The sequence below is a fragment of the Bradyrhizobium sp. CCGUVB23 genome (assembly GCF_024199885.1).
In the GTDB taxonomy this organism is placed as follows: domain Bacteria; phylum Pseudomonadota; class Alphaproteobacteria; order Rhizobiales; family Xanthobacteraceae; genus Bradyrhizobium.
The window spans coordinates 625,776-638,692 of the sequence record NZ_JANADQ010000001.1 but is presented as its reverse complement, the minus strand read 5'-3'; the positions used below and the strand labels follow the sequence as shown (position 1 = coordinate 638,692).

Here is a 12,917-nt window from a genome sequence, read left to right as displayed (position 1 = left end):
CCCGGCAGCGTCGTTCTAACGACGCGGCCGGCCTTCGGATATTATCGGATAATTACCCCAAATCCGCCCTTTTGCATCTCATAGAGGGATCTAAAATGGCAGGAATGCAATCTGGGCTTGTTATTTTGACAGTGCTGCTGCTGTCAGGGTCTGTCGCCGTGGCACAGCAGGCGGGCAAGCCCTGCGCCGGCGATATCAAGACACTGTGCGCCGGCGTTCAGCCCGGCGAAGGCCGGATCAAGGCCTGCATAAAATCGCACTTGACCAATCTGTCGCCAACCTGCGAGGACCGAGTGCTCACGGGGGCGGTGACCGCAAAGGTGTGCAAGACCGATGTTACGAACCTGTGTGCCGGTATTGTGCCGGGCACCGGCGGTATCAGAGCCTGCATAAAATCGCACATGGCAGAGGTGAGCGATCCCTGCAGGGATGCGATGTCCCAGGCTGCAGCGGGCAAGAAAATCTTGGGGGGAGGGGATCTTTAGAAATCATTGTCCGCGACCCGGAGCCCTCACTACAAGGGGGACAAATTGCGTTAGGCCTGCATCAGCGAACAGAGCTACCCAAGAAACAAGATTGCTCATCCAGCGCTCGGGACGGAAAGCTTCCGACCTCGCCGTTTCGCCCCACAGTATCTCGCCCAGATGCAACGCCGCGCCGGAGGGCAGAGGTGGCAGCTTCTGCGCCAGCCGCTAATCATCAAGACGGGCAGGCGGCGATGATCGCGTCGCATCGGCTGAGGTGCGACCGCGTTCAATCGTTACCAGTACGGCCGTGCCAGGGGTCCGGGCCCGGGTCGCGTCCCGCTGCGACCTCGGCCAGCCGGTCGAGGTAATGGGCCCAACCTTCTGCGTGGCCGGCGCATTGCTCGGCACTGGGCAGGCCCGTATGGGTCAGGCGCAGCAGCGTTCCGTCCGGTTGCTCCATCAGGTCGATCTCGACCAGGCTTGACGCCGGCGGTACCACCTCGCTGCCGTCCCAGCCGAAGCTATAGGCTAGGCGGTGCACTGGCACCACCTCGCGGAAGGACCCACGGGCAAAGCGAGCGCCGGTGACGTTGACGAGATAGAGCCCGCCGGGCTGAGGATCGACCTGCGCCTCCGTTCCCATCCACCGGAGGATCTTCTCCGGATCAGTGAGGAACGCGAATACCGCGGCGCGCGGCGCCGGGATGTGCGTCTCGCGGCGGACGACGAGTGCCTCTTGCATCGGTTTCCTCCACAGCTGTCATGCCTGCCACCTGCAGCGGGGAAGGTAGGGCAAGCCTTTCTCCCAGGATAGGCCCCGCGAGGTGGCTGCACCATCCGCGCGGTGACAGACCAGGGCCGTCGCGCCATGGTCGCGACACCGCTTGCGCAGCCAACGACCCCACGAATGTCTCAGTGCCAGAGGCCCGACGCCGCCTGCTGATTGGGTACGCACTTCGCCAGCCCTTAGTCGGTCCTTTTCATAGTGAAGGCATGTGCGAGCTCGCTGGTCGGACGAGGAATCCGCTCCCGATCGATGCGGCGGCGGTCGCAACCGTGGGGTTTCGATATGCCGATTGCCGCCTATGCAGGCATCACTGCGCCAAGCCTCTTCGTGCTAGGCGAGCGCGGTCATCCAGTCGTTCAGCGCGTCGCCGAGGTGCTGACTAACGCAGTCTCCAAATCGTCGCTGGTGACCGTTCCCGGCGCCAGTCATTTCATGATCGCGACCCATGCGTCGGATGTCGCGAGGCTCATCCGTGAGCAGGTCGAGACGGTCGAGACGCTGCGCTAGTTTAGCGACCGATCCGCACGGCACCGGGTGACCTCGACATCCAATCGTCGGAGAACGGCGGCGCAGGCGTCAGGCATCAGGGGCGGAGGCCGCGGGACGACTTGCATCCGTTATCTCGCGCGACCTAGCGTTCACGCGCTGGATGAGCCTTCACGAATGATGACGCATCCGTCTCTATATCCACCAGAACTTCCCCGGCGAGAATTTCGGAGTCTCCAAGATCAAGGTCATGCAAGCTTGCTTGAACAAATGCCAGTACTCTATCGTTCGCCGCGATGGCGCTTTCTTGGTCGTCGAATATCATCACAGCGGCGCCGACGCCTTCGCCCCCGTCCAATACATAATAAGATCTGAAGCCGTGCGATTCCCTTAGGATCTGACCGATGCCACTTTTCGCGCGGCGAGCAGCATCCGCGACCGAACGAACCTTGGTGTACTTTCGAATGACCATATACATGAGGCCACCTACGCGTTTCCGGCTCCTCGCATCAAAGCATATCGGGCCATCACGGGACCAGGGTCTCCTTCCAGGAGATGCATCAAACATGCGACCTCGTGGAGGGCAGCTTGTGGGCAAAGCGGACCTACGGCGTGATTCGTAAATTCGGGAAGGGCCATGAGCCGAATTAACAAACCTTCCCATGCTCGACCTTCATAGCGCAGAGCGTCGCCCTCGGCCTCCTTGCAGTCCTCGATAAGTTCTCTTATCTCATTCATGTCCATCATCGCGGCTTTGTCGTTCGTAAGCGCTGCCAACATGAATTGCGCGTCGCTACCCGCGGCACAGATCGCGATCTGGTCAGACGGTGGCAAATGGTTTGACGGATCCGTCTCGGCTTTGCCAGCCGTCTCGTCCCCTTTCACCCCGACGACAATTTTCCTAACGCGTTCCCCCAGCGCCCAGGCGACCAAGGCATGGCCAGCCTCATGAACGGCGCACCCGTACATCCCAGAGATTTCGTGCCTGTATTCATCCATCGACTAGAGTTCCGACGAGGCGAGAACGGCGCCGCGTGCCCCTTCATGTCATGACTGTTCGGCGCGATGTTCCGCCGACCCCTCCACGCCTCCGACATCAGCCTTCCTCTTTCGCCCTTGACTGCGAGCGCGTCGCGGTGGTCTGCCCCGTTCGCCCGTTTAGCTTGTCAATGCTGAGTAAGAGCTGGCGCGCATAGAGGCGCGCTGCTTGGAATACGTTCTGCTCGTTGACGAAAAAGGCGAGATAAGGCCCATGCAGGACTGCGATGTCGACGACAGTGGCGAGGGCCTGATCGAGTCAGGTCGATATGGAAGCGAAACCATAGCACTGCGAGGCAAAATAGAAGGGTCAAAGCGTTCAAGTAGAAGCCGGGGAGACGCAGCCCGAGTAGATTGCGGTGAAAGCCGTAATTGATGTTCTAGCTAAATACGATTGGAAACTTCTTTGCGTCGCGAGTGTTCTCGCGTGTGGAATTGAGGATCGACAGCATAGCCCCAAAGGACGTTTTGCATGTGACAGACGCCTGCCAGAGCAGCGACAAAGCCGAACCGAGGGTCCAGCTCCAAAGCTCGATGAGCCAGCACTATCGTCCCTTCGCGCGTCGACAGGTGATACTGTTGCATGGCTCTTAGAAAAAAATCGTTGGCGGTGAGGTTTTCTGGACGCCGCCGCGTCGCCATGCCAATTTCTGTTTGAAGCAATTTTGGCTGAATGGTTGAGACAACGGCGACCGTCACTTCGTCCTGAAGAGCGAAAACGTCCGTCAGGTCACGCTCGAACCTATCCGCCCAAATGTGTACACCCGTCATCGCATCAATCAACTGCCCCGTGATGCGAACTTTCCCCGCCGCCTTGCGCACAGCCCCCTCAAGGACATAGCGACCGCCGAGCCTGCGTCCGACCTCCTTCACATCGACGGCTTTTCCTTTGAACGTGAAGCTCGAGTTTCGAGCGATCACGAACAATCATTTGAACCGCGACAGCGCCGTTATGATCTCCTCAACCATCCCATCCGCGAAGTATTCCTGTTCGGGGTCGCCGCTCATGTTCTCGAACGGCAGCACGGCGATGGAAGGCTTGTCGGATAGAGGAAGTGGTCTCAAGCTATCCTCGGCAACGGGCGCACTACGAGCTCGCGAGCGGCGTAGGCCCTGATCGGGTCCTCGATATTCTTGACCTGCTGCAGGCCCATGTCAGTGAAGGCAACCGGCAAACCTTCCTGACCTGCTCATAGGTCGTCCCACAAACGCGAACGCCACCCGGCTGCGCCAAAGCCTGCTACCGCGCCGCGATGGTCACTCCGTCTCCGAACAGATCACCCGCGCGCACCATCACGTCACCGACGTGGATACCAATGCGAAAGTTGATGTGCTTGTCTAACGGGAGATTGGAGTTCGCTTCGGCCAAGGCAGCCGGCGCCTCTACCGCGCAGTGCACGACGTCCGCAGCGCTTCCGAACTCCGCAAGGACACTATCGCCAGCCGTATTGGCTATGCGGCCCCTGTGATCACCAATGCACCTGTCGAGGATTGCGCGCCGTTCGGTCAGGCCCTTGAGCGTGCCGACCTCATCGGTGCCCATGAGGCGGCTGTAGCCTTCCACATCTGCTGCGAAGACGGCGACAAGGCGTCGGCTGACTTTCGTAGGGTCTGACATGTGTGCCCCAATCCCTAAGCCCTCACCCTTCCGGCACCCCGGCCATTTGCATACCCTTGTAAATGCGTTCGCGCTGAGCAAGAAACGTTGGATTATCGCTCGACGGGCCAGTGCGGAAGCCGTTGATTGTATAGGTAGGGTTGATCGCGAGCCCTTTCGTCACCGCGACTTCCGCTTCATTGACCTGACCGAGATTGGATAGGGCGGCGGCGAGATAGAAATAGGCGTTGGGAAGATTTCGATTGATTTCGATCGCGTGGCGGAGCCACGTGACCGCCTCCCTGTCGTCGCCGAGATAGAGTTTGGCAACGCCAGCCGAGGCTATCCAACTGAAGGCAAACGTGTCGCGAGGACTGAGACGGAGCGCTTCGCGGACATGAGCCTCGGTTTCCTCGCTGCGACCGATGAAGAACTTGGCCAGACCGATCGTAGCGTGAGCGGCCGCCAAATTCCTGTCCAGAGCCAATGCCCGTTCGCATTCGGCGATGGCCTGGTGTCCGCGGTTCGAAAAAATTAGGAGGCGCCCCAAAAACAGATGCGCCAGCGCTTGATTGGGCGCGAGTGAGAGAGCCTTGGTCAAAGCTGCACTGGCCGCCGCAAGGCGTGCGGCTCGATCATCGGTGGTATACGCGCCCGCCAAGGTAATTTCGACCCCAGCGGTACCGATGAGTGCCTCAACATTATCGGGGTCAAGCGCCAGAGCGCGCTCGAAGAAACCGTGGGCTTGCATCAGATGGTTAGGAGTTATTCCCTTGTTTGCCCACGCCATTCCTTGAAAATAGAGGTCTGTCGAGTCGGGTATTGTCGATTGCGCGGCGCGGCGGGCCTCAGCGGCAATCAACGCGGTGTCGAGTTGCCGCGCCACGTGCGCAGCAATTTCGTCTTGCATATCGAACAAATCGACGACGGTTTTGTCGAAACGCTCGGCCCATAAGTGATTGCCGCTTTCGGCGTCGATCAGTTGCACGTTCACCCGAAGCCGGTCGCGGCCGCGCTGCACCGAGCCTTCCAGCACATAGCGAACGTTCAACTCGCGCCCGACCTGCTTCACGTTGACAGCTTTGCCCTTGAACGTGAACGCGGTGTTGCGCGCTATTACGAATGCGCCGTTGATGCGCGACAAGTCCGTAGTCAAGCTCTCCGTCACCCCATCGACAAAATAATCTTGATCGGGGCCGCCGCCAATGTTGGCAAACGGCAGCACCACGATGGACAGACGGGGAGCCGAAGTCGACAGCGGGGCGGGCCGACGTGCATTCGCGCTCAGGCCAATCGCATAGGCACGGATCGGCCGAGCGATGTTCTTGAGTGCCTGCTCGCCAAGGTCGGCGAAATCCACCGGGACCTTGTCGCGAACCTGTTCAAAAGCGGATGACGAGATGCAGATAGCGCCCGGTTCGGCGATCCCCTCAAGCCGAGCCGCGATGTTGACACCATCACCAAGAATGTCTTCCCCGTCGATCAGAATGTCGCCGAGGTTGATCCCTATCCGAAGCAGCATACGCCGGTCCTCAGGGACGCCTTGGTTGCGCTCGGCCATCACGGCTTGCACCGCCACGGCGCATTCGACCGCATCGACCACCGAGGGGAACTCAAGGAGCACGCCGTCCCCCGTGGTCTTCACGAGACGACCCCCGTGCTTCGCCACGAGGGAATCGGTAACCTTGCGGTGTTCGAGGAGTGTTCGGGCGGTGCCGACCTCGTCGAGCCCCATGAGCCGCGAGTAACCGGCAACGTCTGCGGCCACAATTGCCGCCAGCCTACGTCCGACCCGAGGTGGTTGTGCTGGCTCCATGGTAAAGCCCGCTCCTGATCGCATCTTGTACGAAGGTGGAACTCGGAGGCAAGTGTTCTCGCGGTCTCAATCGAGACGCCGGTGACGACTGCGGTACCCGGGGGCGGTGGCATCCTGCATGAACGGGCACGGGTAAGAAGCAAGCTCAAGCCTCGACGCGGGGAAGCCTTGGACCTTGATGAGCCTCTCCGCGCGCACCGAGCCCCTGCGAGCGAGCCCGCCCCCTCAGCTTCGAACTGCTAACTTCAAGGGCAAGCCGCCGCCAGCCTACCAAGTTCCGCAACACTTCGCAGACGTTCCTGGCCCGCAGTGCTATTGTGGTCGAATGGCGGAAACGGAGAGTGTCCGATGGCAACAAACGTCAAACAAATGCTCGAAGCTGCCAATGCCGCAGTTCCCAAAATTACGCCCGACCAAGCTGCCGACATGATCAAGGCGGGTAATACGCTTATCCTTGACGTTCGGGATGCACCGGAAGTGGCCACAAGCGGCAAGGTCGCGGGAGCCTTAAATGTTTCCCGGGGAATGCTGGAATTTCGAGCCGATCCCGAGTCGCCGTACCATGACAAGAGCTTCGACAAGGGGAAGACCGTGATCCTCTATTGCGCCTCGGGCGGCCGGTCGGCGTTGGCTGGCAAGGTGCTCAAGGATATGGGATACGAGAAGGTCTATAACGTCGGCGGCTTCAAGGACTGGACGGGAGCGGTCGAGAAGTAGCCAATCCAATGCGCCCATTTCGGGACCCGAACTTCTTGTCCTCGGACGACACAACGATCATGGGTTTCCCACAACTCGGGCAGGGCTTTGTGGCGGCGTATCGGTCATCGCACGCCGAGGCCCTCCGCGATCCGCTAATGTCCTGACGATCACCTACCGATGGCAGGGCAGCCTTCGATGCCCTCGGGATGCCAGCCTGATTACTCAGGAAGCCCCCAGTCTCGCTTGGGATCGTTGCGCCGGTTGTTGACGTGCTCATCCATGATTTCGTGGTGGCTACTGTCAGATCCTCTCAACCATCCACGCCAGCGGGTGGTCTTGCCGCTGTTGGACCGTTGAGGCGACCAATGGTTGACGTAGGTGATGCCGTTGAACACCAGCGGATTGGTCTGCTTCCATTCCCTGCGCTTCTTCGAACCGGACGGGTGAGGGCACGTTTCCATCCAATTGCGGTAGGCGTCGAGCGGTGTTTTAGGGTTGCGCCTGCGCTCTTCCAGCTTGGCCTGCCGCTCCTTCTGCTGGGCTTCCTCCCGCTTGCGCTTCTCGGCGCTCTTCCGTTCCCGCTCCTTGCATGTCAATCGGCTCCCAAATTTTGGACGCCGATCCCCCGGCTTAGGGGGTCAATATTGCAGGCCGAATGACATGAATGAGGGCGGGTCCGTTACGACTCGATTTGCTGCGATGCGCCTACAAAGGAAACGGAGACGAGGAACGGATTGCCTGAAGGTGCGAAAGCCCAGCGCCCGGCCTCCGACGCTTGGTAACAAGCGCCTTACGGAGCAGACCCGCAAGATTCTCGGAAAGCACTACGCGAGCAAATATCGGGTGTAGTGAACTACGCTCGGCGGCTGAAGACCCTGAAGGGCCTCACGCCTTACGAATACATCTGCAAATGCTGGACTTCCCAGCCAGAACGATTCAACTGAATCCGCTCCAGCAAATGCCGGGGACTAAATACCTAGCGGTGAAGCACTCTCACGCGAGCAGTCCCGTGCAGTCGGGTACGATCCTCGCTCGGAGAGGCGCTTCCCTATTTGGAAATGCCTGCTAAGCAATTGATACTACTAGAAGCGAATCCCGCCATTTTTTCCAAACGCGGCCTGAAATCGTTGAATAATCAAGCAGGTTTTGATTCCGCCATTCGGAGGTTCGATCCCTCCCGCCCCAGCCAGATCGCCCGCCCGGCCTGAAATCACTCACGAAACCGGGTGGTGGCGCATCTCCTCTTGGGCTCCTTTGCAGATATTCAGTCGCGCCCTTCAAAATGGATAATGCCGCGGCCCGGTCTGCACCGTAATCCAGCGCAGCTCGGTAAACTCATCGATCGCGGCCTTGCCGCCAAAGCGGCCGTAGCCTGACGCTTTGGTACCGCCGAACGGCATCTGCGGCTCGTCGTGCACGGTGGGCGCGTTGATATGGCAGATGCCGGCCTCGATGCGCTTGGCAACCGCGAGCGCGCGCGGGATGTCGCGGCCGAATACGGCGGAGGAGAGGCCGTATTCGGTGTCGTTGGCGACGCGCACAGCCTCATCGACGCCGCTGACGCGGACCACAGTGACCACGGGGCCGAAGCTCTCCTCGCCATAGACGCGCATTGCCGGCGTGACGCGGTCGACGATTGTAGCTGGCATGATCGTGCCCTTGCCGCGGCCGCCGGCCGCGATTACGGCGCCTTTGGCGACGGCATCGTCAATCAGGCCGCCGACACGGTCGCAGGCGGCAGCGCTGACCAGCGAGCCCAGCACGACATTGCCCTTGCGCGGATCGCCATAGGGCAGACCCTTTGCCTTCGCGGCGAACTTGGCGATGAACGCGTCGGCGACCTTGTCGTCGACCACAATGCGCTCGGTCGACATGCAGATCTGGCCCTGGTTCATGAAGGCGCCGAAGGCGGCCGCGTTCACGGCCGCATCGAGGTCGGCGTCGTCAAGGATGACGAGCGGTGCCTTGCCGCCCAGCTCGAGCAAGGCGCGCTTCAGATGCTTCGCACAAGCGAGCGCGATGAGACGGCCGACCCGGGTCGAGCCGGTGAAGTTCACTCGCCGTACCGCCGGATGCGCGATGAGCGCTTCGACCACCGCCTGTGCGTCTTCAGGCGCATTGGTCACGACATTGACGACGCCGTCACCGAGGCCGGCCTCAGTGAGGCAGCTGCCGATCAGCCGATGCACGCCCGGGGCCATCTCCGACGCCTTCAGCACCACCGTATTGCCGCAGGCGAGCGGCATCGCGACGGAACGCACGCCGAGGATGACAGGCGCGTTCCAAGGCGCGATTCCGAGCACGACACCGACCGGCTGGCGGAACGCCATAGCGAGGTTGTCGGGCTTGTCGGTCGGGATGATCTCGCCCGAGATCTGCGTCGTCATCGCAGCCGCTTCGCGCAGCATGCCCTCGGCGAGATGGACGTTGAAGCCCGCCCAGCCGGCGTTGGCACCGGTCTCGGCGACCATCAGCTCCGTGAATTCCGGCGCGCGGCGCGCGAGGATGTCGGCCGCAGCGCTAAGGTGCTTGCGGCGCTCGGAGGGGCCGAGCTGCGACCAGGCCGGGAAGGCTGCGGCGGCGGCATCGGCGGCGCGCATGGCGTCGTCGATCGAGGCCGCGGCTACGATGGTCGCGACCTCGTCGCTGATAGGATTACGCCGCTGGAAGGTGCGCTGGTTGGTCGCCTGTTGGTCCTTGCCGCCGATGAGAAGGTCGATTGCGTTCATGGGACGCTCCATGGTTACGGGGATGGCTGTGACGCGGTGGTCGGCGCGCGCGCCTTGCCGAGATAGGCGCGCTGAATGTCGGGATTGTTCTTCATGTCGCTTGCCGAACCCGTGCCCGCGTTGCGGCCGGACTCGATCAGATAGACCCGGTCGGCGATGTCGAGACTGGCGCGCGCGTTCTGCTCCACGAGCAGCACGCTAACGCCACTTTCGCGGATCTGCGCCAGCGCGCGAAACACCTCGCGGCTGAGCAAGGGCGAGAGACCGAGCGAGGGCTCGTCGAGCAGCAGCAGGACAGGGTTCGACATCAGAGCGCGGCCAATCGCGACCATCTGCTGCTCGCCGCCGCTCATCGTCCGCACGGCCTGGGTCATGCGTTCGGTCAGGCGCGGGAACAGCGCGAGCACCTTGGCAAGCCGCTGCTCTTCACCGGCGTGGGCCCGGGCAGGGTAGGCGCCGAGCTGCAGATTCTCCGCAACCGTCAGCTCGCCGAAGACGGCTCGCCCCTCCGGCACCAGCGAGATGCCGCGCTCGACGATCTGATGGGGTGGCAGCTTTGCGATATCTGCTCCCTCGAAGCGGATGCGCGCGCCGGACGTCGGCGTGACGAGGCCGGCGATGCTCTTCAGCAGCGTCGATTTTCCTGCGCCGTTGGCGCCGAGGATCGCCACGATCTCGCCACTGGCGATGTCGAGCCTCACATCCGCCAAGGCCTGATGCTTGCCGTAGAAGTGCGAGAGGGCGGCGATCTCAAGCATCGGCGCCTCCCAGATAGGCGGTCACGACCGTTGGGTCGGACAGGACATCGTCGGGGACGCCGCGCGCGATTACGCTGCCGGCGTTCATCACGATGCAATGGCCGCACAGCGCACGGATCGCGTCCATCACATGCTCGACCATGATGATGGTCATGCCGCGGTCGCGGAGCTTCGCGATCAGAGATATGCCGGTCTCGAGCTCGCTCGGGTTGAGGCCTGCGAGCCATTCGTCGAGCAGTACCAACTGCGGCGAGAGCGCGAGCGCACGCGCGAGCTCAAGCCGCTTCTGGTCGATATAGGTCAGCTCGCCGGCCGGCGTGTCGTGCATCGGTGCAAGCCCGACGAGATCGAGCACCTCCCGGCTCGTCGCTTTTGCCGGCGCTGCGCTGAACAAGGCAGCCGCCGCGACGTTCTCGGCCACGGTCAAATCCGACATCACCCGCACCAGCTGGAAGGTGCGGGCAAGTCCGAGCCGGGCGATCCGGTATGGCTTCAGTCCGCCGATCATGGTGCCGCCGAACCGGATCGAGCCCGATGCCGGCACCAGCGCGCCGGACATGAGATTCAGCAGCGTCGTCTTGCCGGAGCCGTTGGGACCGATGATGCCGACGATCTGCCCCCGCGCGACCTCGAAACTGACCTTGTCGACCGCGCGCAGGCCGCCGAACGACTTGCTGGCGTCGTCCACGCGCAGCAGCGGTCCGCTTTCGTCGCGGACAGGCGCAGCGCTGGAGGCGCCGTTCGCCGGTATCGACCACGACCAGGGCGCAACCAGCCCGATCACACCTTTCGGCAGCATCATGACGATGAGCACGAAGATCGCGCCGAGCACGATACTGAAATGGTTCGGCAGCGTCGCGGTGAGAACCTCGAACAGCAGCACCAGCGGGATCACGCCGAGCACCGGACCGAATAGCGAGCCGGCGCCGCCGAGCAGCGCCATGATGACGACCTGGAAGGAGATCATCGGATTGAACACGATCGACGGATCGATATAGGTCCAGCGCGGCGCCATCACCGCGCCCGTCACCGACATGAAGATGGCGCTCAGGATGAATACCGCGAGCTTGATGCGGGTGGCGTCGATTCCGGAATGGCTGGCCGCCGTCTCATCCGCGCCGATTGCGCGCAGCGCCAGACCATAACGCGAGCGGCCGAGCAGGAAGCCGGTCAGGAAAACGAGCGCGGTGAGGCCGAGCAGTTGCCAGTAGAGCACATCCTGCGTCACGGCGCTGAAGAGATAGCGGCCGACGGATTTGTGGACGTTGACCTCGTACCAGATCACGAGCTGGCGGATCAACTCGGCGAGTCCAAAGGAGAAGATCACGAAGTAGATGCCGGACAGACGCAGCGTGGACAGACCCGTGATCGCGGCGACCAGCGCGCCGAGCACGGCGGCGGCCAGCAGCACGACAGGCCAGGACCATGTCTCGCCGAGGACGGCGGCCGTATAGGCGCCGATGCCGAAGAAGGCGACAGTCGCAAGCGAGATGTATCGGGTCGGCCCGGAGAACATCGCCCAGGCGGTCGCCAGGATCGTGAAGTAGAGGACGCTGATGCCGAGCGCGAGATAATAGCCATTGGCATAGAGCGGCAATGCGGCGACGGCTGCGGCGAGCGCGAGCGCCGCACACCATCCAAGTGTCCTGGCGGCCTTCGCGCTCACGCGGCAGCCCTCCCGAACAGCCCTGTGGGCTTGATGAGCAGAACCACCAGGAACAGTGCATAGGTAGCGGCGAGCGTCAGGCCGGGATCGACCAATCGCGCGACAGCGGTCTCGACGACGCCGAGCATCAGTCCGGCCACCAGCGCGCCCATTACGTTGCCGACGCCGCCCATGATCACGACCACCAGCGCCTTCATGGTGAAGACAACGCCCATCGAGGCATTGAAGGTGAGGAACATGCTGACCAGCACGCCGCCGATCGCGACCAGACCGCCGCCGCAGGCAAAGGCGAAGCCCGACATGGACGGCACGTCGATGCCGACCAGTCGCGCCGCACCGGGATCGACCGCGATGGCGCGGACCGCCGTGCCGATCCGCGTGCGCGTCAGCGCCAGATAGACGGCGGTACCGATCACGGCCGCGAACAGCAGCGCTACGAGCCGGTTAACCGCGAGCGTCGTGCCGAGCACGACCACGGGGATGGAGAGATAGCTGTAGCTGTAATACTGGCCACCGAACGCGACCAGCATGATGCCCTGGATGACGAACAGCATGCCGAAGGTGACGAGGATGCTGTCGATCTCCTTGGCGCCGCGGTCCTTGCCGCGCCGCATGAGACGTTCGAGCAGGAACCGGTAGAGCAGCCAGTTCAGCGCCGCTGCGCAGGGAACGGCGAGCAGCAGCGCAACCAGCGGGCTCAATCCGAGACCGGAGTAGAGGGACAGGGCACCGAACGCGGCCGCAATGAGCGACTCGCCATAGGAGAGGTTCATGACGCGCGCGACGCCGTATTGCAGTGTCAGCCCGAGTGCGATGAGGGCGTACATGCCCCCAAGCACGAGGCCCGGCAGGACGATATCGAACAGCAACATGA

The 12,917-nt window shown here is 62.2% G+C and carries 15 protein-coding genes; 3 read left to right on the top strand and 12 right to left on the bottom strand.

The window, feature by feature from the left end; genetic code table 11:
- The first annotated feature begins 95 nt into the window (after positions 1-95).
- Positions 96-485, top strand: a complete 390-nt coding sequence (locus NLN62_RS02725) for a cysteine rich repeat-containing protein (RefSeq protein ID WP_254107287.1) — start codon at positions 96-98, stop codon at positions 483-485.
- Positions 486-753: 268 nt separating this feature from the next.
- On the opposite strand, the gene NLN62_RS02720 is transcribed toward NLN62_RS02725, so the two are convergent.
- The gene (locus NLN62_RS02720; RefSeq protein ID WP_254107286.1) at positions 754-1,209 is read right to left on the bottom strand and encodes an SRPBCC domain-containing protein; all 456 of its coding nucleotides are present in this window, start codon (positions 1,207-1,209) and stop codon (positions 754-756) included.
- Between the two features lie 327 nt (positions 1,210-1,536).
- On the opposite strand from NLN62_RS02720, the gene NLN62_RS02715 reads away from it, so the two are divergent.
- On the top strand, positions 1,537-1,761 hold the full coding sequence (locus tag NLN62_RS02715) for an alpha/beta fold hydrolase (RefSeq protein WP_254107285.1): 225 nt from the start codon (positions 1,537-1,539) through the stop codon (positions 1,759-1,761).
- A 124-nt stretch (positions 1,762-1,885) separates the two neighbouring features.
- Here NLN62_RS02715 and NLN62_RS02710 read toward each other — a convergent pair whose 3' ends face one another.
- The 6 genes from NLN62_RS02710 to NLN62_RS02695 form a co-directional block, all read right to left on the bottom strand.
- A complete protein-coding gene (locus NLN62_RS02710) occupies positions 1,886-2,218 on the bottom strand; it encodes a hypothetical protein (RefSeq protein ID WP_027527787.1) in 333 nt (110 codons plus the stop codon).
- Positions 2,219-2,226: 8 nt separating this feature from the next.
- Positions 2,227-2,739, bottom strand: coding sequence for a hypothetical protein (locus NLN62_RS02705; protein ID WP_254107283.1), 513 nt, complete (start codon positions 2,737-2,739; stop codon positions 2,227-2,229).
- A 423-nt stretch (positions 2,740-3,162) separates the two neighbouring features.
- Positions 3,163-3,705 (bottom strand): hypothetical protein, encoded by a 543-nt coding sequence (locus tag NLN62_RS53230; RefSeq protein WP_371260589.1) that lies wholly within the window; start codon positions 3,703-3,705, stop codon positions 3,163-3,165.
- The gene (locus NLN62_RS53225; RefSeq protein WP_371260590.1) at positions 3,706-3,843 is read right to left on the bottom strand and encodes a hypothetical protein; all 138 of its coding nucleotides are present in this window, start codon (positions 3,841-3,843) and stop codon (positions 3,706-3,708) included.
- A gap of 175 nt (positions 3,844-4,018) precedes the next feature.
- Positions 4,019-4,396: an adenylate/guanylate cyclase domain-containing protein gene (locus tag NLN62_RS53220; protein ID WP_371932898.1), complete on the bottom strand. Its 378-nt coding sequence runs from the start codon at positions 4,394-4,396 to the stop codon at positions 4,019-4,021.
- A 22-nt stretch (positions 4,397-4,418) separates the two neighbouring features.
- Complete coding sequence (locus NLN62_RS02695) at positions 4,419-6,143, bottom strand: adenylate/guanylate cyclase domain-containing protein (RefSeq protein ID WP_371932897.1); 1,725 nt, start codon at positions 6,141-6,143, stop codon at positions 4,419-4,421.
- A gap of 396 nt (positions 6,144-6,539) precedes the next feature.
- Between NLN62_RS02695 and NLN62_RS02690 the strand changes: the two genes are divergently transcribed.
- The gene (locus NLN62_RS02690) at positions 6,540-6,908 is read left to right on the top strand and encodes a rhodanese-like domain-containing protein (protein ID WP_027527792.1); all 369 of its coding nucleotides are present in this window, start codon (positions 6,540-6,542) and stop codon (positions 6,906-6,908) included.
- Between the two features lie 200 nt (positions 6,909-7,108).
- Here NLN62_RS02690 and NLN62_RS02685 read toward each other — a convergent pair whose 3' ends face one another.
- The 5 genes from NLN62_RS02685 to NLN62_RS02660 all read right to left on the bottom strand — a co-directional run bounded on the left by NLN62_RS02685 (position 7,109) and on the right by NLN62_RS02660 (position 12,915).
- Positions 7,109-7,486, bottom strand: coding sequence for a hypothetical protein (locus tag NLN62_RS02685; protein WP_027527793.1), 378 nt, complete (start codon positions 7,484-7,486; stop codon positions 7,109-7,111).
- 681 nt (positions 7,487-8,167) lie between these two features.
- On the bottom strand, positions 8,168-9,619 hold the full coding sequence (locus NLN62_RS02675) for an aldehyde dehydrogenase (protein ID WP_254107279.1): 1,452 nt from the start codon (positions 9,617-9,619) through the stop codon (positions 8,168-8,170).
- Positions 9,620-9,633: 14 nt separating this feature from the next.
- The gene (locus NLN62_RS02670; protein ID WP_254107277.1) at positions 9,634-10,377 is read right to left on the bottom strand and encodes an ABC transporter ATP-binding protein; all 744 of its coding nucleotides are present in this window, start codon (positions 10,375-10,377) and stop codon (positions 9,634-9,636) included.
- Positions 10,370-12,043: an ATP-binding cassette domain-containing protein gene (locus tag NLN62_RS02665; RefSeq protein ID WP_027527796.1), complete on the bottom strand. Its 1,674-nt coding sequence runs from the start codon at positions 12,041-12,043 to the stop codon at positions 10,370-10,372. Before NLN62_RS02665 ends, NLN62_RS02670 begins: the two co-directional genes overlap by 8 nt.
- A complete protein-coding gene (locus NLN62_RS02660; protein ID WP_027527797.1) occupies positions 12,040-12,915 on the bottom strand; it encodes a branched-chain amino acid ABC transporter permease in 876 nt (291 codons plus the stop codon). Before NLN62_RS02660 ends, NLN62_RS02665 begins: the two co-directional genes overlap by 4 nt.
- Positions 12,916-12,917: the final 2 nt, after the last annotated feature.

Excerpts from the sequence above, each read along its gene's own strand:
- NLN62_RS02725 (WP_254107287.1), top strand. The coding sequence starts at position 96 with ATGGCAGGAATGCAATCTGGGCTTGTTATTTTGACAGTGCTGCTGCTG.
- NLN62_RS02720 (WP_254107286.1), bottom strand. The coding sequence starts at position 1,209 with ATGCAAGAGGCACTCGTCGTCCGCCGCGAGACGCACATCCCGGCGCCG.
- NLN62_RS02715 (WP_254107285.1), top strand. The coding sequence starts at position 1,537 with ATGCCGATTGCCGCCTATGCAGGCATCACTGCGCCAAGCCTCTTCGTG.
- NLN62_RS02710 (WP_027527787.1), bottom strand. The coding sequence starts at position 2,218 with ATGTATATGGTCATTCGAAAGTACACCAAGGTTCGTTCGGTCGCGGAT.
- NLN62_RS02705 (WP_254107283.1), bottom strand. The coding sequence starts at position 2,739 with ATGGATGAATACAGGCACGAAATCTCTGGGATGTACGGGTGCGCCGTT.
- NLN62_RS53220 (WP_371932898.1), bottom strand. The coding sequence starts at position 4,396 with ATGTCAGACCCTACGAAAGTCAGCCGACGCCTTGTCGCCGTCTTCGCA.
- NLN62_RS02690 (WP_027527792.1), top strand. The coding sequence starts at position 6,540 with ATGGCAACAAACGTCAAACAAATGCTCGAAGCTGCCAATGCCGCAGTT.
- NLN62_RS02675 (WP_254107279.1), bottom strand. The coding sequence starts at position 9,619 with ATGAACGCAATCGACCTTCTCATCGGCGGCAAGGACCAACAGGCGACC.
- NLN62_RS02670 (WP_254107277.1), bottom strand. The coding sequence starts at position 10,377 with ATGCTTGAGATCGCCGCCCTCTCGCACTTCTACGGCAAGCATCAGGCC.
- NLN62_RS02660 (WP_027527797.1), bottom strand. The coding sequence starts at position 12,915 with ATGTTGCTGTTCGATATCGTCCTGCCGGGCCTCGTGCTTGGGGGCATG.